The following is a 22,256-nucleotide window of genomic DNA, read 5'->3' as shown; positions in this document are numbered from 1 at the left end:
GGGGAGGAACCCAAACCATGCCGTGCCACCCGTGGCCGGCCAGACCTGGAGTTCCTCATGACGATTCAATCCCTTCCATCGACTTTTGCCGACCGGCACATCGGCGCGCGCCGCCAGGCCGACGTCGACGCGATGCTCAAAGCCGTGGGCTACGACAGCGTGGACGGTCTCGTGGACGTTGCCGTTCCTGCCTCGATCCGCCAGGACAAGGCCCTCCGGCTGGCAGACGCACTGAGCGAGGTTGAGGTCCTGGCCGAGCTGCGCCGGATCGCCGCCAAAAACAAGACCGCGGTCCAGATGATCGGCCAGGGCTACTACGACACCGTCACCCCGGCCGTCATCCGCCGCAACGTCCTGGAAGCGCCGGCCTGGTACACGGCCTACACCCCCTACCAGCCTGAAATTTCCCAGGGCCGGCTTGAGGCGCTGCTGAACTTCCAGACCATGGTCCAGGACCTGACCGCGCTTCCGGTCGCCAACGCCTCGCTGTTGGACGAAGCCACCGCCGTGGCAGAGGCCGTGCTGCTGATGCGCCGGGCCAACAAGAATAAGGACGCCAAGGACGGCAAGACCGTCCTGGATGCCGATTGCCTTCCCCAGACCATTGCCATCGTTCAGGGCCGCGCCGAGGCGCTCGGGTTCGAGGTGGAGGTCGCCGACCTGTCCGCGGGCTTGCCGGATGGCGACATCAACGGCATTGTCCTGCAGCAGCCCGGAGTCTCGGGCCGGGTGTGGGACCAGTCCGCGGTCATCACCGAAGCCAAGGAACGCGGCGCCCTCGTCACCGTCGCTGCCGACCTCCTGGCCCTGACCCTGATCACCCCGCCGGGTGAGCAGGGCGCCGACATCGCCGTCGGCTCCACCCAGCGCTTTGGCGTGCCGCTGTTCTTCGGCGGCCCGCACGCGGCCTACATGGCCGTCCGGACCGGCATGGAACGTACCCTCCCGGGCCGCATCGTCGGTGTGTCCAAGGACAACGCAGGCGCGCCCGCCTACCGGCTCGCGCTGCAGACCCGCGAGCAGCACATCCGCCGCGAGAAGGCGACATCGAACATCTGCACCGCCCAGGCGCTGCTCGCCATCGTGTCCTCCTTCTACGCCGTTTACCACGGCCCGGACGGTTTGAAGGCCATCGCCGAGCGGGTCCACAACAACACCCGGGTGCTCGCCACTGCCCTCGCCAAGGTGGGCCGGGAGCTCGTCAGCGACTCCTTCTTCGACACCCTTACCGTCCGTGTCCCCGGCAAGGCCCGCAAGGCCATCACCGCGGCTGAGGCCCGGGGCATCAACCTGCGCTTCGTCGACGAAGACACCGTGGGTGTTTCCATCGATGAGACGACGACGGCGGCAACACTTTCCGCTGTTGCCGTCGCCTTTGGTGCCGGTCCCATCGGGGACGCACAGGGCTACGAGCTGCCCGGAACGGTGCTCCGCACCTCGGGCTACCTGCAGCACCCGGTGTTCAACACCCACCGCTCCGAGACCCAGCTGCTGCGTTACATCCGCCGCCTCTCGGACCGCGACCTGGCGCTGGACCGCACCATGATCCCGCTGGGTTCGTGCACCATGAAGCTGAACGCCACAGTGGAGATGGAAGCCATCTCCTGGCCCGAATTCGCCTCAATCCACCCGTTCGCCCCCGACTCGCAAACTGAGGGCTGGCGCGAACTGATTGAAGGCCTGGAAGCCGACCTCACGGAGATCACCGGCTACGACCAGGTGTCCATCCAGCCCAACGCCGGTTCCCAGGGTGAACTTGCAGGGCTGCTGGCGATCCGCGGCTACCACCTGTCCCGCGGCGACGACCAGCGCAATGTCTGCCTGATCCCGGCCTCCGCGCACGGCACCAACGCTGCCTCCGCGGTCCTGGCCGGCATGAAGGTTGTGGTGGTGGCCACCGCCGCCGACGGAACCATCGACCACGCGGACCTGACCGCGAAGATCGAGGCCAACAAGGACGTCCTGTCCTGCATCATGATCACCTACCCCTCCACCCATGGTGTGTACGACGCCGACGTCCGCGAGGTCTGCGACGCCATCCACGCCGCGGGCGGGCAGGTCTACGTCGACGGGGCGAACCTCAATGCCCTGGTCGGTCTGGCGCAGCCGGGCAAGTTCGGCGGCGACGTGTCCCACCTGAACCTGCACAAGACCTTCTGCATCCCGCACGGTGGCGGCGGCCCCGGCGTCGGACCCGTAGCTGCCAAGGCACACCTGGCACCCTTTATGCCGGGCGACGCCAACAAAGCCGCGCATGAGGAGGGCCACGGCGTGGCCATCAGCGCATCGCGGTACGGCTCCGCCGGTGTCCTGCCGATTTCGTGGGCCTACGTGAAGCTGATGGGCGGCGAGGGCCTGACCGAGGCAACGAAGGCCGCACTCCTGGCGGCCAATTACGTCGCTTCCCGGCTGAACGAGTTTTTCCCGATCCTGTACACGGGTGAGGGCGGGCTGGTGGCGCACGAGTGCATCCTCGACCTGCGCGAACTGACCGCGAAGACGGGTGTCACCGCCGAGGACGTGGCCAAGCGGCTTATCGACTTCGGCTTCCACGCCCCCACCCTCGCCTTCCCGGTAGCCGGGACGCTGATGGTGGAACCCACAGAGTCCGAGGACCTGGCCGAGATCGACCGCTTCATCGACGCGATGATCACTATCCGCACCGAAATCGATCAGGTGGCCGCCGGGGACTTCACCCTGGAAAACTCGCCGCTGCGCAACGCACCCCACACGGCAGCGGCCGTCGTCAGCTCTGACTGGGACCGCGCCTACCCGCGCGAGCAGGCCGCCTTCCCTGTCCCTGCACTGCGGCAGGACAAGTACTTCCCGCCCGTCGGCCGGATCGACGGCGCAGCCGGGGACCGCAACCTCGTCTGCTCCTGCCCGCCGCTCGAAGACTTCGAGGTTTCGACAGGCTCAACCACCGGATCGGAAGACTGACATGACCGAGAAATACACTGCCCTGTTCGAGCAGCACAAAAAAGCCGGCGCCTCCTTCACGGACTTCGGTGGCTGGCAGATGCCGCTCAAGTACGCATCAGAGCTGGCGGAACACCACGCGGTCCGCAATGCTGCCGGGTTGTTCGACCTCTCCCACATGGGTGAAGTCTGGGTGACCGGTCCCGACGCCGCCGCGTTCCTGGACTACGCCCTGGCCGGAAAACTCTCCGCGGTTGCCGTCGGCAAGGCGAAGTACTCGCTGATCTGCGACGCCGACGGCGGCATCATTGACGACCTCATCTCCTATCGCCGCCCTTCTCCGGAGGAAGGCGTGGACCAGTACCTGGTGGTTCCCAACGCGGGCAATGCCGCCGTCGTGGCCAGGGCGCTCCTGGAGCGGGCGGCGGACTTCGAAGTCGCCGTCGAGGACGCCTCTGCCGAAACTTCGCTGATCGCAGTCCAGGGGCCGGCGGCCGAAGAAATCCTGCTGAAGCTCGTCCCGGCGCACCAGCACCCGCTGGTCACGGAGCTCAAGTACTACGCCGCCGTTGAGGTGGGCATCAGCGTCAACGGCGCTGTCCAGGATCTCCTTGTGGCCCGTACCGGGTACACCGGCGAGGACGGCTTCGAGATCTACATTGGCAACCTGGACGCGGCCGGGCTCTGGGACGCGCTGCTGGAAGCAGGTGAAGGCTCCGGCCTGATCCCCGCCGGCCTCGCCGCCCGCGACTCGCTCCGCCTTGAAGCGGGCATGCCGCTGTACGGGAACGAGTTGTCCCGCCACGTGAACGCCTACGCCGCGGGCCTCGGCCCCGTTGTGTCGCTCGCCAAGGAGAGCGACTTCGTGGGCAAGGAGGCGCTGGCATCGATCAAGGCTGCCGGCTTCGGATCAACGGTGGGCCAAAAGCTGGTGGGCCTCAAGGGAACCGGCCGCCGCGCCGCCCGCGCCCACTATCCCGTCCTCAAGGACGGCACCCTGGTGGGCGAGGTCACCTCCGGCCAGCCCAGCCCGACGCTCGGCTACCCCGTGGCCATGGCCTACGTCGACGTCGAGTTCGCCACCCCCGGCACCGTCCTGGACATCGACCTCCGCGGCAAGGCAGAGCAATTCGAGGTAGTTGAACTCCCGTTCTACAAGCGCGACAAGTAGCCCTCTCGGGGCCGGGTCCGGTCCGGCGGACCGGACTTTTCACGCGTGCTGCTCCTTCGTCGCTTTGACGCACGCTTTCGAAAAACCCGGCTCCGCCGGCCCTCCGACGCTCTCTCACCTTTCGCAGGGTTTGAGCCAACGCTCTCTCACCTTTCGCAGGGCTAAACCAAACGCTCTCGCACTTTTCACACTCCAAAAAAAGGAACTACACATGAGCAAAGTTGTTGCTGAACTGAAGTACTCCGCCGAGCACGAATGGGTTGCTGGTGACGGGTCCGGGCCCACGGGGGTCGGAATCTCCGCTGTCGCTGCCGACGCCCTTGGTGACATTGTGTACGTGGACCTCCCCGAGGTGGGATCCACGGTTACTGCCGGCGAAACCTGCGGCGAAGTGGAATCCACCAAGTCTGTCTCCGACCTCTACGCCCCGGTCACCGGCGAGGTCGTCGAGATCAACGACGGCGTCGTCTCGGACCCCGCCCTCATCAACACCGATCCTTATGGCGCCGGCTGGCTCTTCAAGGTGGCGGTCACTGAAGAAGGCCCGCTCATGTCCGCCGAAGAGTACGCCGCAGCCAACGGCGGCGAGCTGTGAGCGGCGCCGCTGCCGTAACGGCAGCTTTCGAGCAGGTCATTTCCCCGTCCCTGGACGCGGACCTGTCCACGCTGGACCCGGAGATCGCAGCAAAGATCGACGACGAACTGGGCCGCCAGCGCGACGGCCTGGAAATGATCGCGTCCGAGAACCACACGGCCGCTGCTGTCATGCAGGCGCAGGGCTCGGTGCTGACCAACAAGTACGCCGAGGGTTACCCCGGCAAGCGCTACTACGGCGGCTGCGAACACGTGGACGTGATCGAGCAGTTGGCGATCGACCGCGTCAAGGCCCTTTTCGGCGCCGAGTACGCGAACGTCCAGCCGCACTCCGGCGCCCAGGCGAACGCGTCAGTCATGCACGCGCTGATCAAGCCGGGCGACACCATCATGGGCCTGAACCTGGCCCACGGCGGGCACCTCACCCATGGCATGAAGATTAACTTCTCCGGCAAGCTCTACAACGTGGTTCCGTACCAGGTCCGCGAAGACACCCACACCATTGACATGGCAGAGGTGGAGCGCCTGGCCCAGGAGCACAAGCCGCAGCTGATCGTGGCCGGCTGGTCCGCCTACGCACGGCAGCTGGACTTCGCCGAATTCCGCCGCATCGCCGACTCCGTGGGCGCCTACCTGATGGTGGACATGGCCCACTTCGCCGGCCTCGTTGCCGCCGGACTGCACCCCTCCCCCGTACCCCACGCGCACGTCACCACGTCCACCACGCACAAGACCCTCGCCGGTCCGCGCGGCGGCATCATCCTCTCCAACGATGCCGACGTGGCCAAGAAGATCAACTCGGCAGTGTTCCCGGGCCAGCAGGGCGGGCCGCTCGAGCACGTCATTGCCGGCAAAGCCGTGGCGTTCAAGATCGCCGCGTCTGCCGAGTTCAAGGAACGCCAGGAGCGCGTCCTCGCCGGTGCCCGCATTCTGGCCGAGCGCCTGGTCCAGCCCGATGTCACCGCCAAGGGCATCAACGTGATCTCCGGCGGCACCGACGTCCACCTGGTCCTGGTAGACCTGCGCAACTGCGAACTCGACGGCCAGCAGGCCGAAGACCGGCTCGCGGCGATCGACATCACGGTCAACCGCAACGCCGTCCCCTTCGACCCCCGCCCGCCCATGGTCACATCCGGACTGCGCATCGGAACGCCCGCCCTGGCCACCCGAGGCTTCGGTGAAGCAGCCTTCCGCGAGGTTGCGGACATCATCGCCGAGGCCTTAACGGCCGACGCCGATGCGGACCTTTCCGGGCTCCGTCACCGCGTCGAGGCCCTGGCTGCAGCCCACCCGCTCTATCCGGGCATCGCAAACCTCGCCTGAGTGGCTTGTCCCGGTTGCTTCCGCGACGGCGGACCGGACTTTTCACGCGTGCTTGGGCCCACGCCGTCAGGGTTCCCTGGCCGAGCTTGCGAGGCTAGGGAGACGGTGGGGAGCACGCTTTCGAAAAGCCCGGCTCTGCCGACGCTCGCGGGTCCGTCACCTTGGTAACGGACCCTCGGAGGTGGTGGGGCATCCGGCAGCATGCGTCTAAGGGAGCGTCACGTCCGCGCAGCGGGCGTCTTCGCGACCGAGCATGCAGAGGATGTCCCGTCACCTCCACCCCGCCCAGAACTTAGTTAGGAAACGCGCATGGCTGTTGGAGTCTTTGACCTTTTTTCCATTGGAATAGGACCATCTAGCTCGCACACGGTGGGGCCGATGCGGGCTGCTGCTGTGTTTGCGGAGGAGTTGAAGGCTTCCGGGGCGCTGGCGGAGGTGGCGGGGTTGCGGGTGGACCTGTACGGGTCGCTGGCCGCGACCGGTCACGGGCACGGGACGATGACCGCGCTCCTGTTGGGGTTGGAGGGGTTCCATCCGGAGCTGATCCTGCCCGATGAGGTGGAGGCCCGGCTGGCTGCGATAGCGGAGACCGGTGTGCTGCAGCTGGCCGGGGCGGTGGCATTGCCGTACGGGGTGAAGGACATGGTGCTGCGGCCGTTGACCGTGCTGCCGCGGCACACCAACGGGATGACCTTCACCGTCACCGGCGCAGACGGTCGGGTGCTGCACACGGCGACGTTCTTCTCGGTCGGTGGCGGGTTCATCGTCCGTGAGGGTGAGGAGGACGCGGCGCAGCAGGAGCTGGAGGAGTCGAAGAAGGAACTGCCGCTGCCGTTCCGCACCGCCGCCGAGCTCCTGGAGCACTGCCGTGTAACCGGGTTAGGCATCAGCGATGTCATGCTGGTCAACGAGAAGGCTTCCCGTACTGAGGCGGACATTCGGGCCGGGCTGCTGCATATCTGGTCCGTGATGGAGGACTGCGTTCAGACGTCGTTGAAGCGTGAGGGGGTGCTGCCGGGCGGGCTGAAGGTCCGGCGCCGGGCCCCGGACTGGTACGAGCGGCTGAAGAAGGAAAGCTCACGGCTGGAACCTGGCACCCCGGACGGCGAGGGGCAGGACCAGGACTTCCATGACCCGAAGTACTGGCAGGAGTGGGTGAATCTGATCGCGCTGGCCGTGAACGAGGAGAACGCCTCCGGCGGGCGGGTGGTGACCGCCCCGACCAACGGCGCGGCAGGGATCATCCCGGCGGTGCTGTTCTACGCGCTGCATTTCGCCCCGGGCATGGACAACGCCGGCCAGCAGGACCGCGACGACGTCGTGGTGAAGTTCCTGCTGGCAGCCGGTGCCGTCGGGGTGCTCTACAAGGAACAGGCGTCCATTTCCGGGGCGGAGGTGGGCTGCCAGGGCGAGGTGGGGTCGGCGTCGTCGATGGCGGCCGCGGGCCTGGCCGAGGTGATGGGCGGGTCCCCGGCGCAGGTGGAGAACGCCGCGGAAATCGCGATGGAACACAACCTGGGCCTGACGTGTGACCCGATCGGCGGGCTGGTCCAGGTCCCGTGCATCGAACGGAACGCGATCGCCGCCGCGAAAGCGATCAACGCCGCGAAAATGGCGCTCTGGGGCGACGGCACCCACCGCGTCTCCCTCGACGAGGTCATCATCACCATGCGCGAAACCGGCAAGGACATGTCCTCCAAATACAAGGAAACCGCCATGGGCGGCCTCGCCGTCAACGTCGTCGAATGCTAGCAACCGCTGCCGGCTGACGTACAACAACCCCGCACGAACAAAGGAAACAACCATGACACTGGCACCTGAAGGCCGGAAGATGCTGCGGATCGAGCAGCGCAATGCGGCCACCCCGGTGGAGCGCAAGCCGGACTGGATCAAGGCCAAGGTCCAGATGGGCCCGGAGTTCGTCGGGCTGAAGAACCTGGTGAAAAAGGAAGGCCTGCACACCGTCTGTGAAGAAGCCGGCTGCCCCAACATCTTCGAATGCTGGGAAGACAAGGAAGCCACGTTCCTGATCGGCGGCTCCGAATGCACCCGCCGCTGCGACTTCTGCCAGATCGACACCGGCAAGCCCTCCCCCGTGGACCGGTTCGAACCCACCAAGGTGGCCCGCTCGGTCCAGGCCATGCAGCTGCGCTACGCCACCGTCACCGGCGTGGCCCGCGATGACCTCGAGGACGAAGGCGTCTGGCTCTACGCCGAAACCGTCCGCAAAATCCACGAGCTGAACCCCGGCACCGGCGTCGAACTGCTCATCCCGGACTTCTCCGGCAAACCAGAGCACATCGCCGCGATCTGCGACTCGAAGCCGGAGGTGTTCGCGCACAACGTCGAAACCGTGCCCCGGATCTTCAAGCGGATCCGCCCGGCGTTCCGCTACGACCGGTCCCTGGACGTCATCACCCAGGGCCGGAACCTGGGAATGGTCACCAAGTCCAACCTGATCCTGGGCATGGGCGAAACCCGCGAGGAAATCTCCGAAGCCCTCCGCGACCTGCACGCCGCCGGCTGCGACCTGATCACCATCACCCAATACCTGCGCCCCTCCGAACGCCACCTGCCCGTGGACCGCTGGGTCAAACCCCAGGAATTCGTGGACCTGCAGCAGGAAGCGGACGAGATCGGCTTCCTCGGCGTCATGTCCGGCCCCCTGGTCCGCTCCTCCTACCGCGCCGGCCGGCTCTGGGCCACCGCCATGCGCAAAAAAGGCCGCGACATCCCCGCCGCCCTCGCCCACATCGCCGACGGCATCCAGGACTCCGGCACCACCCGCCAGGAAGCCCGCACCCTCCTGGCGGGCTGAGATGCGGGGAGCATTCGGCCGGTCCCCGCTATGCTCCAGAGCCTAGAATTAACCCCATGCCCGCCCCCAAGGCCCTGCGCCCCTTTGCCCACCGTGAGTACCGGGTCCTGATCGCAGCGCTGGCCATTTCCATCTTCGGCTCGGGCATGTGGGCCGTGGCCATGGTTTACCAGGTGATCCACCTGGGCGGCGGACCGCTTGAACTCTCCATGGTGGCGGCCGCCGGCAGCATCGGCCTGGTGGCGTTCGTCCTGGCCGGCGGCATCGCAGCCGACCGGATCCCGCAGCGCCAGCTGATCATCGCCGTCGAAGGCGCCAACCTGGCGGTTATCGCAACCATCAGCGGACTGGCGATAACCGGTTGGCTGCAGCTGTGGCATGTTGCGGCGGGCGCGTTCGTCCTGGGCGTCGGCGCAGCCTTCTTCTTCCCCGCCTATTCGGCCATCCTGCCGCGCATCCTCCCTGCTGAGGACCTGCTGGCAGCCAACGGCATGGAAGGCACCATGCGGCCGGTCCTCCAGCAGGCGGCAGGCCCTGCCGTGGCGGGCATCCTGGTGGCCGCCCTCTCGCCGTCGCATGCGGTGGCGGGTGTGGCCATGTGCCACCTGCTGGCATTCATCGTGCTGAACTTCCTGGGCCGCCATACCCTGGCCGCGCAGCACAGCGGGCATGGACAGACCCCCGGGGAGCACCGGAAACAGTCTTTCTTGAATGACCTTCGCGAGGGCGTCAGCTACACCCTGCGCACGCCGTGGCTGCTGTGGACCCTGATCTGGGCGTGCATCTCCGTGCTGTTCCTGATCGGCCCCATCGAGGTGCTGCTCCCGTTCGTGGTGCGCGACCAGCTGGGCGGCGACTCCAGCATGTTCGGATTCCTCCTGGCCGTCATGGGCGTCGGCGCGGCAGCAGGCTCCCTCGTCACGGCGTCGCTTCGGCTGCCGCGGCGCTACCTCACAGTGATGATGGTGTCTTGGGGAATCGGCAGCATGCCGCTGGCGGCCGTCGGCCTCATGGACAATTTCTGGGTCATGGCCGCAGCCCTGTTTGTGTGGGGCGTGACCGGCAGCGTGGGCATGGTCATCTGGGGCACGCTGCTCCAGCGGCGCGTTCCGCCCCACCTGCTGGGCAGGGTTTCCAGCCTGGACTTCTTCGTGTCGCTCGCCCTGATGCCGGTGTCCATGGCCCTGGCCGGCCCCGCGGCGGAGGTCCTGCCCATCTGGCTGATCTTCCTGCTGGCCGGAGGCGTCTGCCCCGTCATGGCGGTGGTCGCCATGGCAGTGGCAAGGATGCCCGACGACGAACTGGCCCACCCCATGGACCGGTCACCCGAGGTGGAACGGACGACGGCGGCAGGAGAGTGAGGCGGCGGCCAGCCGCCGCCTCCTCCCCTGCTTAGCCCGCGCTGGGATGGGCAGCGGCTCAGCTGTGGCCGCGCACCACCGGGATGCTCGCCGTCGGAAGTCCGCTCGGGAAGACCGTGGGCTCCGGTTCAATGACGGGCTCAAGTGCCACCCGGACCGGCTCGGCCCCAACAGACAGCCGCTGGCCGCGGACATCCACCTCGAGGGTTTCGCCGTCCTGGACTGTCAGCGTCAGCGAACCGGACGCGAGCTGCACCAGCAGCAGCCTGCCCCGGATCTTGAGGTGGAAGGTCAGCCCGTTCCACTCGGCCGGCAGGCGCGGGTCAAAGTAGGGCATCGGCCCCTGGTCGCGGAGGCCGGCAAAGCCGCAGACGAGCGAGCTCCACACCCCGCCAGTGGAGGCGATGTGCACCCCGTCGATGGTGTTGCCGTGGGTGTCATCAAGGTCGATGAACACGGCATTGGTGAAGTGGTCCAGTGCTTCCTTGGAGTACCCCACCTCGGCGGCCATGATGCCCTGCACGCAGGCGGAGAGGGTGGAATCGCCCGTGGTGATGGGGTCGTAGAAGTCGAACGCCCGCTGCTTTTCCTCCGCGGTGAAGTCCTGCCACTGCAGGAACATCGCCAGGACGGTGTCAGCCTGCTTGAGGACCTGGTGGCGGTAGATCACCAGCGGGTGGAAGTGCAGCAGCAGCGGGTATTTGGACCGCGGTGTGGTCCAGTCCCAGGCTTCGAGGGTCATGAAGTCGTTGTCCTGGGAGTGGACCTGCATGCGGTCATCGTACGGCAGCTGCATCAGGTTGGCCGCGGCCTCCCACAGCTGCCGTTCTTCCTGGGTGACGCCGGCATGCTCCAGAGCGGCAGCAGCGCGGAGGTTAAAGCGGGCCATGACGTTCGTGTAGAGGTTGTCGTTGACCACGGCGGTGTACTCGTCCGGGCCGGTGACGCCGTGGATGTGGAAGAGCCCGTCCTTGCCGAAGAAGCCCAGCGAGATCCACATGCGTGCGGTTTCGATCAGCAGTTCGGCGCCCATCCCGTCACGGAACGCGATGTCCCCGGTAGCCCAGAGATACCTGTTCGTGGCGAAGGCGATGGCTGCGGCAATGTGGAACTGTGCCGTGCCGGCTGCGTAGTAGGCGCTGGCCTCCAGCCCGTTGATGGTGCGCCAGGGGAACAGTGCGCCGTCCACGCTGAGCTCCTTGGCGCGGATCCTGGCCTCGGGAAGCATGCCGTGGCGGAACTCCAGGACCTGGCGGGCGCCCTCCGGGTTGGTGTAGGTCATGTACGGCAGGAGGTAAACCTCCTGGTCCCAGAAGTAGTGGCCCTCGTAGCCGGAGCCGGTGACACCCTTCGCGGGGATGCCGGCCACGCCGGCACGTGCAGTGGCCTGGGCCAGCTGGAACAGGTTCCAGCGGATGGCCTGCTGCAGTTCCGGGCTGCCGCCGTCAACCACAATGTCCGAGGTTGCCCAGTAGTCGCGGAAGTGGGCTGCACTCTCGGCGAAGATGTCCTGGACGGACCGGAGGCCTGCTTCGGCCACCTCGGCCGCGTCGATTCCGGCGTCCTGGATTGCCCGCCCGGCCGCATAGCTGACGCTCTTCTCCAGCGTGAAGGGTTCGTCCGCGCTGACGGCCAGCACGTAGCGGACGCTGCTGTCGTCCTGGTCCACCTGGGTGTCGAACGGCTGGTAGCCGGCCGAGGTCCAGTGGTCCACGGCGATGCCCACGCGCTGTTTTGATTCGGCAGCTTCCCAGGCCAGGCGCAGCGAGCCGTCGCCGCCGTCGAGCCGCAGCGGCAGCAGCACCCGGCCGGCGTGGCGGCCGGCCCGGCGGGGATCGTGCACGGAGTGGTCCTCCACCGGCTGGTCCTGGCGGTTGATGACGGATGACGTCACGTCCAGCGCAACGTCGCGGTCGGCGGCCACCTGGAGCGAAATACCCAGGCTGCCCCGGGAAGCGAAGCCCAGGGCCCTGCGTTCCGTAGTGGTCACGGTGGCGCCGGAGCGGCACTGCCAGGTGATCCGGCACTCGTAGGTTCCGGTGGCGAAATCAACGGAGCGGCGGTAGTCCAGCACCTCGGATTCGGCAAGGCTCAGGGTCTCGCCGTCAATGATCACCGTGAAGTTGTTGGCGTCCGGGATGTACAGGATGCGCTGGCCCGTCCTGGCGAAACCAAAAGCGTTCTCGGCGTGCTTGATGTCCCAGATCTCGTGCAGGCCGTTGATAAAGCTGCCCGGCAGGTCGGAGTCGGCGGCAGCCCAGTGGGCACCGCGGATGCCCAGGTGCCCGTTGCCCAGGGAAAAAAGCGTCTCCAGGGTCCCGGCGTCACCCGGCTCGTGGCGTGTTTCCACAAGCTGCCAAGGGGTGTTCGGGAACCGCTCGCGGTCCGCGGTGATGATGGCCATGGTGTTGGGATCCTTAGGCGTGTGCTGTACAACCGGCACGGCCGGCACAGTGTATTCGTAGGGAGGGAGGTGCTTGGATTGCCGCTGCCGGGGGTGGCAAGCGGTGCCGCCCGGGGGAAGGCGGCGGGCGGGCTACGGCAGGAGTTCCTGGAGGTCGCTGACCACCAGGGTTGCCCCGGCGTCCAGGAGGGTTTGCCGTCCGGCGCCACGGTCCACTCCGATGACGGAATAGAAGGATCCGGCCTGGCCGGCCTGCACGCCGGACACGGCATCCTCCACTACCACGCACTCCTCGCTGGGCAACTCCAGCAACCGGGCGGCATAGTCGTAGGTGGCCGGACTGGGTTTTCCGGGCAGCCCTTCCTTCGCAGCCACCACACCGTCCACTACGACGGCGAAGTGGTGGCTCAGGCCGGCAGCTTCGAGGACCGCGGGGGCATTGCGGGAGGAGGAGACGACGGCGACCTTCAGGCCGCGGTCCAGCGCGGCTTTGAGGAAACGCACTGAGCCCTCGAACGGTTCCACGCCGGCGCTCACGATGTCGTTGAAGATCCGGTTTTTACGGTTGCCCAGGCCCTGGACCGTGGAGTTCGCGGGGTCGTCATCCAAAGGGCCTTCGGGAAGCACGATTCCGCGGGACGCCAGGAAGTCGCGGACACCGTCGAAGCGCGGCTTACCATCGATGTGGTCGAAGTAGTCGCTTTCGCTGTAGCCGGGCACCTGAGGCTGTGAGGCAAGGTAGCCCTCAAACAGTTCCTGCCATGCCTGCTCATGCACGGTTGCAGTGGGTGTGAGGACTCCATCCAGGTCGAACAGGATGGCGGAAGCCCCGGTCCAGGCGGCGGTCTCGGTTGCGGAAGGTGCAGTCATCAGCAGTACATTGTCCTTTCAGACGGCGGGCAGCCGTGAAGACGGGTTGGTGGCGTAAGTGTTGGCTTCGGTGCCCGGGGTGATCTGCACGTGCGGCGGGCGGCTGCCGGCGTAAGAAGCTGCGGCGCGCGGGGGCCGGCTAATCCAGATACTTCTTCCATGATGGGGCTGTTGGCCCCACGGAACAACCCGGCGGGCAAGCCCTGCCCGGCCGGTGTCGTGCAGGAGAGTGCCTGCAGCGGGACGGCCGGCGCAGGTGTTGCGGCCGCGGCATGGTGCCTGCATGTCACTGGCCTCCTCGTCCGCCCAGTTCAGGGCCGCGCTGTTACGGCCGAAGATGAGTGTAAGCGCTTACAAATTTGGCTGGCAACTGTTTTTTCGACCCGCCGGCCTGGCGCGCCAATGTGACGGAAATCTCGGAGGCGGGCAGCCCCTAGCGCAGGGCGTAGTGCCTGAGGAACGCGCTGACGTCCACCATCTCGGCCTTGGACATGGCATGCCCCATGCCAGGGTAGGTCCGGGCGGTCAGGAGGGTGTTCTTCTCAAGCCAGTCAGCGGTGTGGGCGATGGCTTCTTCATTGATCACCAGGTCCGCCTTGTCGCGGCCCCAGAAGAACGGCGGCTTGGGATCAAATGAGTCGGTCAGCGCCAGGAGCTCGTTGTCCAAAACGAAGCCGGACAGCCCCACCACTGCTTTGTACTCCTGCGGATGCAACCGCAGGAGCGTGCTCGCCATGGCCATCCCCTGCGAATATCCCATCAGGCTGACACTGGTGTGCTGGTCCCTGACGGACCTGATCCAGCCGTGAACCTTGCTGGTGATGGTGATGACGTCGGCGAAATCATTGGCCAGGAAGTAGTCCAGCAGGAACCAGCCATAGTGGTCGCCGATGGGCATCGGCGCCCTCAGCGCGGCGAAGGTGAATTCCGCAGGCAGGTAATCGAAGAGGCGGACCATGCGGGACTCGTCGGTGCCGTAACCGTGCATCATCACCAGCAGCGGAGTTCCTGCGCGCTGGTTCTCCGGCTTGGACCACACAACTGTTTCCATCCGCCCAGCCTAGCGATGCCGGTGACCCCCGGGACAAAGCCCTTGCGTCACTGCTTTCCCTCCTGCACCAGGCCTTTCCGCTGCCGGAGCACCGCGCGGGTCATTGAATCCGGCAACTCCGGGCTGTAGCGTGGCGCCTAACAGCAGCATGCTGAGCAGTTGATACGCAGGCAATACCGTTCCAACAATGCCCTACCGGCGCCGCACTTTCCGCGGCCTATAAAGGAGCACGTTATGAGAATCGGATCGTCAATCTTCCTCATCGCCCTGGGCGCCATCCTCGCCTGGGCCGTGGCCCCAGGACTTATCCCCTTTGTGGACCAGGTCCTGGTGGGCTACATCCTGATGGCCGTGGGCGTTATCGGGCTTATCGCCTCACTCATTCTCGCCTCCCCGGGCCGCAGCAGGCGCGTCAGCGAAACCCGCTCCGTGGTGGACCCCAACACTGGCGAGCGCATCACGCGCAACGAAAGCAGGGACGGCGAAATCTAGCCGGGCCGGAAGCGCCGGGAGAGCGCTGCAGGAGTGACCAGGCACGACGTGCCCCCAAGCCCGAAAGCCGGGCCGGACCACCATGGTCCGGCCCGGCTTTTCGCTTGCTCCGTGGCCGCACTCAGCACTCCAGAATCAGCAGGCATTTTGTTTCGTGTTGGTTTCCATTGACAAACCAACAGAATCAAAGATAAAGTCAAGTAACTCAACATCATGTGATGCCAGTCACGCCGAGTAGTCACCGCAATCCCAGCCACTACGCAACGGAGGGTACGTGTTCGCCGAGGAGCGCCAGCAAAAGATTGCCGAGCTTGTTGCCGGCAGCGGCCGGGTCAGCGTGACCCTCCTGGCCGAGCGCTTCCGCATCACTACCGAAACCGTCCGCCGGGACCTTGCCACCCTCGAAAACGCCGGAACCGTCCGCCGGGTCCATGGCGGCGCCGTGGCGGCCGACCGCTTCAGCACCACCGAGGAAAGCGTCAACGAGCGCGCCATCCAGCGGCCCGACCAAAAGGTCCGGATTGCCGAAGCCGCCCTGGCCCTCATCCCACGCAACTCCCCCGGCAGCGTCCTGATCGACGGCGGCACCACCACGGAAGTCCTGGCGGACATGCTCGCCCGGCGCACCGCCGTCGAACATTCCGATGGTGCCGGGCCACGGCCCGAACTGGTGGCCATCACCCATGCCGTGCCCATCGCCGGGAAGCTCTCCAGTGTTCCCGGGATTGCCCTGCACATCCTGGGCGGCCGGGTCCGCGGCATCACCCAGGTAGCCGTGGGCCAGGCAACGGTTGACGCCGCGGGAAGAATCCGCCCGGACATCGCCTTCGTGGGGACCAACGGCATCCACGCAGGCTTCGGCCTCAGCACCCCCGATCCTGAAGAAGCCGCCGTCAAGGCAGCCTTCGTCCAATCGGCACGCCGCATTGTGGTGCTGGCCGATTCCACCAAGCTGGACACGGAAACCCTGGTCCAGTTCGCCTCCCTGAAAGATCTGGACACCTTGATTACAGACAGCGAACCCGGACCTGAACTTGCAGCCGCCCTGGAAGAGGCCGGCGTCGATGTGGTGATCGCATGATCGTCACCTTCACGGCCAACCCCAGCCTGGACCGCACCGTCGCCCTTCCCGGGCCCCTCGAACGCGGTGAGGTGCAGCGCGCCGTCTCCGTCAGCCAGGAATCCGGCGGCAAGGGCGTCAACGTCTCCCGCGCCCTGGTGGCCTCCGGCCTGGAGTCGGTGGCGGTCCTTCCCGGTGCCGACAGCGATCCGGTCCTCGCCGGCCTCCGGGAGAGCGCGGTGCCCTTCGTCTCCCTGCCCATCGGCGAGCCGCTGCGGACCAACGTTGCGCTCACCGAGCCCGGCGGCGTGACCACCAAGATCAACGAGCCGGGCCCCCTGCTGGACGAAAACCAGCAGGAAGCCCTGATCAAGCTGCTGCTGGAAAGCTCCCGCGGCGCCAGCTGGGTGGTCATGGCCGGCTCCCTGCCGCCGGGCTTCCCCGCAGATTTCTACGCAACGGCGGCCCAGCGCCTCCGTTCCTCCGCAGACGGCGCCGCCCCGCGCATCGCCGTCGACTCATCCGGACAGCCGCTCGCCGCCGCCCTCACTGGCGGGGCGGCCGGCATGCCGGACCTCCTGAAGCCCAACGCCGAAGAACTGGCAGAACTGGCCGCCGCGGCCGGCTTTGCCCCGGCCACCGCTGACGAACTGGAAGCGGATCCGGCGGCTGCAGCGGCAGCCGCCGCCGCCGTCGTACGTACCGGTGTGGGTGCTGTGCTGGCAACTCTCGGATCCAAGGGAGCTGTGCTGGTAACGGCCGACGGCGCGTGGCTGGCCACGCATCCGCCGGTCGCCGCGGTCAGTACGGTGGGCGCGGGCGATTCCGCGCTGGCCGGTTATCTGCTCGCCCACGGCCAGGGCGCCGCCCCGGCCGACTGCCTTCGCCAGGCAGTGGCCCACGGTGCCGCTGCCGCCTCCCTGCCCGGTTCCACTGTTCCGGCAGTTCACCAAACCACCCCGGATGCCGTAACCATCACGGCCCTTCGAAAGGATTGACAGTGACTCAGCTCATCACCACGGAACTGGTCGAGCTCGACCAGAACCTGGGCAATGCGCCCGAGGCGGTGATCCGGCATCTGGCAAGCAAGGTAGCTGCCGCCGGACGCGCAACAGAGGTTGAAGGCCTCTTCGCCGACGCCTTCGCCCGCGAACAGAAAACCGCCACGGGCATCCCCGGCGGCATTGCCATCCCGCACTGCCGCTCGGCTGCCGTCACGGAGCCCACCCTGGCCATGGCCCGCCTGGACCCTAAGGTGGACTTCGGCGCCAAGGACGGCCCCGCCGACCTCATCTTCTTCATCGCGGCCCCGGACGGAGCAGACCAGGCGCACCTGAAGCTGCTCTCCAAGCTGGCCCGCTCCCTGATTAAAAAGGACTTCACCGCAGCCCTGCGCGCCGCGTCCTCCCAAGAGGAAATCGTCGAGCTGGTGGACGGCGCCCTCGCCGACAAGCCGGCCGCCCACGCTGCCGCCGCCCCGGCGGACGCAGCTGGATCGCTGAACGCGACCGGCCAGTCCGGGGCTTCGGCAGTGGCACATGCGGGCGCAGGTGCAGCAACTGGTTCCTCCGGCCCCAAGCGCCTCGTGGCCGTGACCGCCTGCCCCACCGGCATCGCCCACACCTACATGGCTGCCGACTCCCTCGTGGCCGCAGCCCAGGAAGCCGGCGTTGACCTGCAGGTGGAAACCCAGGGTTCCTCCGGGGCCAAGCCACTGGATCCCGCCGTCATTGCCGCAGCGGACGCCGTGATCTTCGCCGTGGACGTGGACGTGCGCGGCAAGGAACGCTTCGCCGGCAAGCCTGTCATCAACGCTCCCGTCAAGCGTGGCATCGATGAGCCGGCCAAGATGGTCCAGGAAGCACTGGCCGCCGCGGACAACCCGCACGCCCGGCGCGTCCCGCACTTCGGTGCCGAGGAACAGGCTGAGCACGACGCCGAGGAAAAGGGCGAGCACATCGGCCAGAAGCTGAAGCGTGCGCTGCTCACCGGCGTCAGCTACATGATTCCGTTCGTCGCCGGCGGCGGCCTGCTGATCGCCCTCGGCTTCCTGCTGGGTGGCTACGACATCACCGAAGTCGCAGATGACGTGGTTCTCAACAACAGCTTCGGCAACCTGCCCGAGGGCGGCCTGGCAATCTACCTCGGCGCGGTGATGTTCAAGATCGGCGCCCTCTCCATGGGCTTCCTGGTCCCGGCGCTGGCCGGCTACATTGCCTACGCCATTGCTGATCGGCCCGGCATCGCACCCGGCTTCGTTGCCGGTGCCGTCGCTGGATTCATGGATGCCGGCTTCCTCGGCGGCATCATCGGCGGCCTGCTGGCGGGCTACATCGCCCACCTGATCGGGACCTGGCAGGTGCCCCGCTGGCTGCGCGGCCTGATGCCCGTGGTGATCATCCCGCTGCTCGCTTCCATCTTCGCCTCCGGCCTGATGTTCCTTGTCCTCGGGGGCCCCATCGCAGGCCTGACGGCAGCCCTCAACGGCTGGCTCACCGGCATGAGCGGCGCCTCGGCCGTCGTCCTGGGCGTCATCCTCGGCCTGATGATGTGCTTCGACCTCGGCGGCCCGGTCAATAAGGTGGCTTACGCCTTTGCGGTGGCCGGCCTGAGTGCCGGCAACGCCGATAACCAGGCGCCATGGCTGATCATGGCAACCGTCATGGCTGCGGGCATGGTCCCGCCGCTGGCCATGGCCCTGGCTACGGTTCTGGACAAGAAGCTCTTCACCCTGAACGAGCGTGAAAACGGCAAGGCAGCCTGGCTGCTGGGTGCGTCCTTCATCTCGGAAGGTGCCATCCCGTTCGCCGCCAGCGATCCGCTGCGGGTCATCCCCGCCAGCATGGTGGGCGGTGCCCTCACCGGCGCACTGTGCATGGCTTTCAACGTCACGTCCCAGGCACCCCACGGCGGACTGTTCGTCTTCTTCGCCATCGGCAACTTCTTGATGTTCGTCGTCGCAGTCCTCGCCGGAACCATCGTCAGCGCGCTGGCCGTGGTGGCCCTCAAACGCTGGGCAGCCCCCAAGACCGCTGCTACGGTGGAAACCGTTCCAGCAACGGTCTGATCCGGCCAACTACCCATCCGGCGCTGAAGCACAGCAAGCCGAAAGACAAAAGGAGCAACAATGCCAGAACGCACCGCAACCGTCGCCAGCCGCGTGGGCCTGCACGCCCGCCCCGCCGCCATCTTTGCCGAGGCAGCCGGAGAGTTCGACCTGGACATCACCATCGCCCGTGAAGGCGAGCCGGCCGACGAGGCCATGGATGCCGCCAGCATCCTCTCCCTCATGAGCCTGGGCGCCTCCCACGGCGACGTGGTGGTCCTCCGCGCCGAAGGCGACGGCGCTGACACCGCGCTGGACCGCCTGGTCCAGATCCTGGAAACGGATCACGACGCCGAGTAGCAGCACAGCGTTGTGACAGCAGCGTGCCGGCGGCCGCCGTCGCGCGTGTCCCCCAGGGGATCCGCACGACGGCGGCCGCCGCTGTTTAATCCCGCCGCGCTAATTCCGCCGCGTCCGGGTAGATCAGCCGCGCTCGGCGATCTTCTTGACGTCTGCCACGAGCATGTCCCACATGCCCTGGGCGTGGGCGGCCGCCTCCTCGGTGGCGTTGTTGTCCTGGCTGAGGGTGAGCCTGGTGGCGCCGCCCTGGTCCTCGAGGGTCCAGGTCAGCGTGTGGTAGTTTTCCGGCTTGTCGTCTTCGCCGCCGAGCGGGCTGAAGTGCGTATGGACAAGCCTTTGGCCGGGCTCCACCTCGAGGATGTAGCCCTTGTCCTCATAGGCCTTGCCCTCCCACTCGCCGCGCCAAACGATGGGCCCGCCAACAATCCAGTCCGTCACCAGGTCCGCGCCGAACATAAACTCCTTGACGGCCCGAGGGTCGGTAATGACGTCCCAGACATGGCTCGCCGGAGCACCGATCACGATGGACGACGTTGCCACGTGGTTTCCCGGCATTAGCCAGCCTTCTTCGCGGTGAACAGCAAGTACTCCCACTCCATCTGGAACGGCGAATCGCCGTGCGCGTCCCCGAAGGAATCAGCCAGCTCCGTGAGGGCCTGGTCCAGTGCTTTGACCTTTTCCGGGTCCTCGCCGATGAACTTGTACACCGAGATGGTGGGTCCGTAGTGGGACTTGAAATAGCGGACAAAATCGGCTGGCTGATGGAAGCTGCGGACCGCCAGCGTCTGCTTGCGCGCCTTGGCCTCGGTAACCCTGTCCCCCAGCAGTTCCCGGACGTGCTCCTCGCTCCCCCACAGCGGTGCGGGCTGGGCACCGGGCGGGGGCGGCGGGGCGAAGGGCTTCATGGTGGCGAACATCTTGCCAATGAACCCTTCCGGGGTCCAGCTCAGCAGGCCGATGGTGCCGCCGGGCTTGCAGACCCGGACCAGTTCGTCGGCAGCAGCCTGGTGGTGCGGCGCGAACATAACGCCGAGGCAGGACATCACCACGTCGAACCCGGCCTCGCCGAACGGCAGGGCCTCGGCATCCGCCTCCTGCCAGTCCAGGCTGACTCCCCGGTTCGCGGCCTCCCGGCGGCCGGCCTCGAAAAGCTCGGGCGTGAGGTCGCTGGCCACCACCTTGGCGCCCATCATCGCCGCCGGAATTGCCGCATTGCCGGAGCCTGCTGCCACGTCCAGCACCCGGTGGCGGGACGTGATTCCGCATGCTTCCACCAGGATGGCGCCCAGTTCCAGCAGCATCTCGTCCGCCAAGGCCGGGTAGTCCCCGGACGCCCACATGGCCCGGTGCTTCTGCTTCAGCGCCCGGTCTGCCTCCGCCGTATCCGTCTGATCGTTCATGGTCCGCGCTCCTTTACTGGCCGCTCAGGTGTCAGCACGCTGTGGGCACAGCGGAGGCTGCGATGCGACTCATTGTGGACGCGCAGTAGCCCGCTGTAAAGATCGCACTGCTTCCGAGGCTGACCCAGGTGGATCGCTGGCCCGTCAGGCAGTCCCCATCCGGTCCCGCGGGTGTACTGCCCGGATCCCGGATCAGGCTGGCTTGCGGGCCCTGGTGGAGGTGGACTTCGCGGCAGGTTCAGCGGAGGCTTTGCCGGACGCCGTCTTGCTGGCGGTCTTGCTTGCTGTTGTCTTCGCTGCGGTCTTTGTCCCGGTTGATTTGGAGGCCGATGACTTCGCGGCGGTGGACTTCGTTTCGGCCGACTTGGCAGCGGTGGATTTTGCTGCCGTGGTCTTGGCGGTTCCGGCTTTGGCAGCCGTGGACTTTGTGGCCGGCTTTGATGCCGTGGAGGTGGTCCCCGCTTTTGCTGCCGCCGTCTTTGTTCCGGAGGCCCGGCGCGCGGGCTTGGCCTCCTCCTCGCCGCTGTCCTCCTCCTCATCGGACTCTCCGCCGGATTCATCGCCGGATGAGGCCGCCGCCCCGGCGCCGCGCTTCCGGTCCAAGCTCCGTTTCAGGGCTTCCATCAGGTCAATGACTTCGCCCTTGCCGCCTTCGCCTTCCTCCACGCCAAAGGTTGCTTCCGTATCCAGGGCGTCGCCCTGCTCGAGTTTGGCCTCGATCAGCTGGCGCAGCTGCACCTGGTACTCGTCCGTGAAGGAGACGGGATCGAAGTCCGCCGCCATGGACTCCACCAGCGCGGCTGACATCTCGCGCTCCTGGGGTGAGATCTTGACGGACGTGTCCAATGCGGGGAAGTTGGCTTCACGCACCTCGTCGGGCCACAGGAGGGACTGCAGCACCAGCACGTCGTCCTTGATCCGCAAGGCGCCCAGGCGTGTCTTTTCCCGCAGCGCGAACTGGACAATGGCCACCCGGTCCGTGTCCTCAAGTGCCCGCCGCAGCAGCACGTAGGCCTTGGGCGTCTTGGAATCCGGCTCCAGGTAGTAGCTTTTCTCGAACATCATGGGTTCCAGCTGCTCGGACGGGACGAACTGCACCACCTCGATCTCGTGGCTGTTCTCCGCCGGAATGGACTTGAGCTCGTCCTTGGACAGGATGACCGTCCGGCCGTCTTCCTCGTAGGCCTTCTCGATGTCCGAGTAGTCGATGACCTGGCTGCAGACCTCGCAACGGCGCTGGTAGCGGATCCTGCCGCCGTCGGCATTGTGAACCTGGTGCAGACTGATGTCATGATCTTCAGTGGCGCTGTAGACCTTCACGGGCACGTTGACCAGGCCAAACGCGATGGCACCTTTCCAGATGGCTCTCATTCCTACAGTCAACATC

19 protein-coding genes are annotated in these 22,256 nt (G+C 66.6%); 12 read left to right on the top strand and 7 right to left on the bottom strand.

Annotated features, from left to right (window positions below):
• The first annotated feature begins 57 nt into the window (after positions 1–57).
• From gcvP to ACZ9BC_RS03705, 7 genes are all read left to right on the top strand, one after another.
• Positions 58–2,940, top strand: coding sequence for an aminomethyl-transferring glycine dehydrogenase (gene gcvP, locus ACZ9BC_RS03735; protein WP_476244780.1), 2,883 nt, complete (start codon positions 58–60; stop codon positions 2,938–2,940).
• Position 2,941: 1 nt separating this feature from the next.
• Positions 2,942–4,090: a glycine cleavage system aminomethyltransferase GcvT gene (gene gcvT, locus ACZ9BC_RS03730; protein ID WP_476244779.1), complete on the top strand. Its 1,149-nt coding sequence runs from the start codon at positions 2,942–2,944 to the stop codon at positions 4,088–4,090.
• Positions 4,091–4,301: 211 nt separating this feature from the next.
• Positions 4,302–4,685 carry a glycine cleavage system protein GcvH gene (gene gcvH, locus ACZ9BC_RS03725; protein ID WP_275730844.1) on the top strand — a complete coding sequence of 128 codons (384 nt, stop codon included), beginning with the start codon at positions 4,302–4,304 and terminating at the stop codon, positions 4,683–4,685.
• The gene (gene glyA, locus ACZ9BC_RS03720) at positions 4,682–6,007 is read left to right on the top strand and encodes a serine hydroxymethyltransferase (protein WP_476244778.1); all 1,326 of its coding nucleotides are present in this window, start codon (positions 4,682–4,684) and stop codon (positions 6,005–6,007) included. Before gcvH ends, glyA begins: the two co-directional genes overlap by 4 nt.
• A 309-nt stretch (positions 6,008–6,316) precedes the next feature.
• Positions 6,317–7,759 carry an L-serine ammonia-lyase gene (locus tag ACZ9BC_RS03715; protein ID WP_476244777.1) on the top strand — a complete coding sequence of 481 codons (1,443 nt, stop codon included), beginning with the start codon at positions 6,317–6,319 and terminating at the stop codon, positions 7,757–7,759.
• Between the two features lie 52 nt (positions 7,760–7,811).
• Positions 7,812–8,825: a lipoyl synthase gene (lipA, locus tag ACZ9BC_RS03710; protein ID WP_476244776.1), complete on the top strand. Its 1,014-nt coding sequence runs from the start codon at positions 7,812–7,814 to the stop codon at positions 8,823–8,825.
• 56 nt (positions 8,826–8,881) lie between these two features.
• Complete coding sequence (locus ACZ9BC_RS03705; protein WP_476244775.1) at positions 8,882–10,186, top strand: MFS transporter; 1,305 nt, start codon at positions 8,882–8,884, stop codon at positions 10,184–10,186.
• A gap of 58 nt (positions 10,187–10,244) precedes the next feature.
• Here ACZ9BC_RS03705 and ACZ9BC_RS03700 read toward each other — a convergent pair whose 3' ends face one another.
• From ACZ9BC_RS03700 to ACZ9BC_RS03685, 4 genes are all read right to left on the bottom strand, one after another.
• Positions 10,245–12,590 carry a glycoside hydrolase family 65 protein gene (locus tag ACZ9BC_RS03700; protein ID WP_476244774.1) on the bottom strand — a complete coding sequence of 782 codons (2,346 nt, stop codon included), beginning with the start codon at positions 12,588–12,590 and terminating at the stop codon, positions 10,245–10,247.
• 132 nt (positions 12,591–12,722) lie between these two features.
• Positions 12,723–13,460, bottom strand: a complete 738-nt coding sequence (locus tag ACZ9BC_RS03695) for an HAD family hydrolase (RefSeq protein WP_476244773.1) — start codon at positions 13,458–13,460, stop codon at positions 12,723–12,725.
• A gap of 18 nt (positions 13,461–13,478) precedes the next feature.
• The gene (locus tag ACZ9BC_RS03690) at positions 13,479–13,745 is read right to left on the bottom strand and encodes a hypothetical protein (RefSeq protein WP_476244772.1); all 267 of its coding nucleotides are present in this window, start codon (positions 13,743–13,745) and stop codon (positions 13,479–13,481) included.
• Between the two features lie 148 nt (positions 13,746–13,893).
• A complete protein-coding gene (locus tag ACZ9BC_RS03685) occupies positions 13,894–14,511 on the bottom strand; it encodes an alpha/beta hydrolase (protein WP_476244771.1) in 618 nt (205 codons plus the stop codon).
• Positions 14,512–14,745: 234 nt separating this feature from the next.
• On the opposite strand from ACZ9BC_RS03685, the gene ACZ9BC_RS03680 reads away from it, so the two are divergent.
• The 5 genes from ACZ9BC_RS03680 (at position 14,746) to ACZ9BC_RS03660 (ending at position 19,469) form a co-directional block, all read left to right on the top strand.
• Positions 14,746–15,003 (top strand): DUF6458 family protein, encoded by a 258-nt coding sequence (locus tag ACZ9BC_RS03680; RefSeq protein WP_476244770.1) that lies wholly within the window; start codon positions 14,746–14,748, stop codon positions 15,001–15,003.
• A 274-nt stretch (positions 15,004–15,277) separates the two neighbouring features.
• Positions 15,278–16,084: a DeoR/GlpR family DNA-binding transcription regulator gene (locus ACZ9BC_RS03675; protein WP_476244769.1), complete on the top strand. Its 807-nt coding sequence runs from the start codon at positions 15,278–15,280 to the stop codon at positions 16,082–16,084.
• Positions 16,081–17,061 (top strand): 1-phosphofructokinase family hexose kinase, encoded by a 981-nt coding sequence (locus ACZ9BC_RS03670; RefSeq protein ID WP_476244768.1) that lies wholly within the window; start codon positions 16,081–16,083, stop codon positions 17,059–17,061. The genes ACZ9BC_RS03675 and ACZ9BC_RS03670 overlap by 4 nt, the downstream gene beginning before the upstream one ends.
• Positions 17,062–17,063: 2 nt before the next feature.
• On the top strand, positions 17,064–19,130 hold the full coding sequence (locus tag ACZ9BC_RS03665) for a PTS fructose transporter subunit IIABC (protein ID WP_476244767.1): 2,067 nt from the start codon (positions 17,064–17,066) through the stop codon (positions 19,128–19,130).
• 60 nt (positions 19,131–19,190) lie between these two features.
• Positions 19,191–19,469, top strand: a complete 279-nt coding sequence (locus ACZ9BC_RS03660; protein ID WP_079598623.1) for an HPr family phosphocarrier protein — start codon at positions 19,191–19,193, stop codon at positions 19,467–19,469.
• A gap of 123 nt (positions 19,470–19,592) precedes the next feature.
• On the opposite strand, the gene ACZ9BC_RS03655 is transcribed toward ACZ9BC_RS03660, so the two are convergent.
• The 3 genes from ACZ9BC_RS03655 to ku form a co-directional block, all read right to left on the bottom strand.
• Positions 19,593–20,024, bottom strand: coding sequence for an SRPBCC domain-containing protein (locus tag ACZ9BC_RS03655; protein ID WP_476244766.1), 432 nt, complete (start codon positions 20,022–20,024; stop codon positions 19,593–19,595).
• Positions 20,024–20,869, bottom strand: a complete 846-nt coding sequence (locus tag ACZ9BC_RS03650) for a class I SAM-dependent methyltransferase (RefSeq protein ID WP_476244765.1) — start codon at positions 20,867–20,869, stop codon at positions 20,024–20,026. The genes ACZ9BC_RS03655 and ACZ9BC_RS03650 overlap by 1 nt, the downstream gene beginning before the upstream one ends.
• 192 nt (positions 20,870–21,061) lie before the next feature.
• The gene (gene ku / locus ACZ9BC_RS03645) at positions 21,062–22,240 is read right to left on the bottom strand and encodes a non-homologous end joining protein Ku (protein WP_476244764.1); all 1,179 of its coding nucleotides are present in this window, start codon (positions 22,238–22,240) and stop codon (positions 21,062–21,064) included.
• Between the last annotated feature and the right edge of the window lie 16 nt (positions 22,241–22,256).

It is taken from the genome of Pseudarthrobacter sp. TE3704 (assembly GCF_056279405.1).
The sequence above is the reverse complement of the archived record's forward strand: the minus strand, read 5'-3'. Positions and strand labels throughout refer to the sequence as shown.

Coding starts and splice junctions, on each gene's coding strand:
- gcvP (WP_476244780.1), top strand. CDS start 58: ATGACGATTCAATCCCTTCCATCGACTTTTGCCGACCGGCACATCGGC.
- gcvT (WP_476244779.1), top strand. CDS start 2,942: ATGACCGAGAAATACACTGCCCTGTTCGAGCAGCACAAAAAAGCCGGC.
- gcvH (WP_275730844.1), top strand. CDS start 4,302: ATGAGCAAAGTTGTTGCTGAACTGAAGTACTCCGCCGAGCACGAATGG.
- ACZ9BC_RS03715 (WP_476244777.1), top strand. CDS start 6,317: ATGGCTGTTGGAGTCTTTGACCTTTTTTCCATTGGAATAGGACCATCT.
- lipA (WP_476244776.1), top strand. CDS start 7,812: ATGACACTGGCACCTGAAGGCCGGAAGATGCTGCGGATCGAGCAGCGC.
- ACZ9BC_RS03705 (WP_476244775.1), top strand. CDS start 8,882: ATGCCCGCCCCCAAGGCCCTGCGCCCCTTTGCCCACCGTGAGTACCGG.
- ACZ9BC_RS03700 (WP_476244774.1), bottom strand. CDS start 12,590: ATGGCCATCATCACCGCGGACCGCGAGCGGTTCCCGAACACCCCTTGG.
- ACZ9BC_RS03695 (WP_476244773.1), bottom strand. CDS start 13,460: ATGACTGCACCTTCCGCAACCGAGACCGCCGCCTGGACCGGGGCTTCC.
- ACZ9BC_RS03690 (WP_476244772.1), bottom strand. CDS start 13,745: ATGCAGGCACCATGCCGCGGCCGCAACACCTGCGCCGGCCGTCCCGCT.
- ACZ9BC_RS03685 (WP_476244771.1), bottom strand. CDS start 14,511: ATGGAAACAGTTGTGTGGTCCAAGCCGGAGAACCAGCGCGCAGGAACT.
- ACZ9BC_RS03680 (WP_476244770.1), top strand. CDS start 14,746: ATGAGAATCGGATCGTCAATCTTCCTCATCGCCCTGGGCGCCATCCTC.
- ACZ9BC_RS03670 (WP_476244768.1), top strand. CDS start 16,081: ATGATCGTCACCTTCACGGCCAACCCCAGCCTGGACCGCACCGTCGCC.
- ACZ9BC_RS03660 (WP_079598623.1), top strand. CDS start 19,191: ATGCCAGAACGCACCGCAACCGTCGCCAGCCGCGTGGGCCTGCACGCC.
- ACZ9BC_RS03655 (WP_476244766.1), bottom strand. CDS start 20,024: ATGCCGGGAAACCACGTGGCAACGTCGTCCATCGTGATCGGTGCTCCG.
- ACZ9BC_RS03650 (WP_476244765.1), bottom strand. CDS start 20,869: ATGAACGATCAGACGGATACGGCGGAGGCAGACCGGGCGCTGAAGCAG.
- ku (WP_476244764.1), bottom strand. CDS start 22,240: ATGAGAGCCATCTGGAAAGGTGCCATCGCGTTTGGCCTGGTCAACGTG.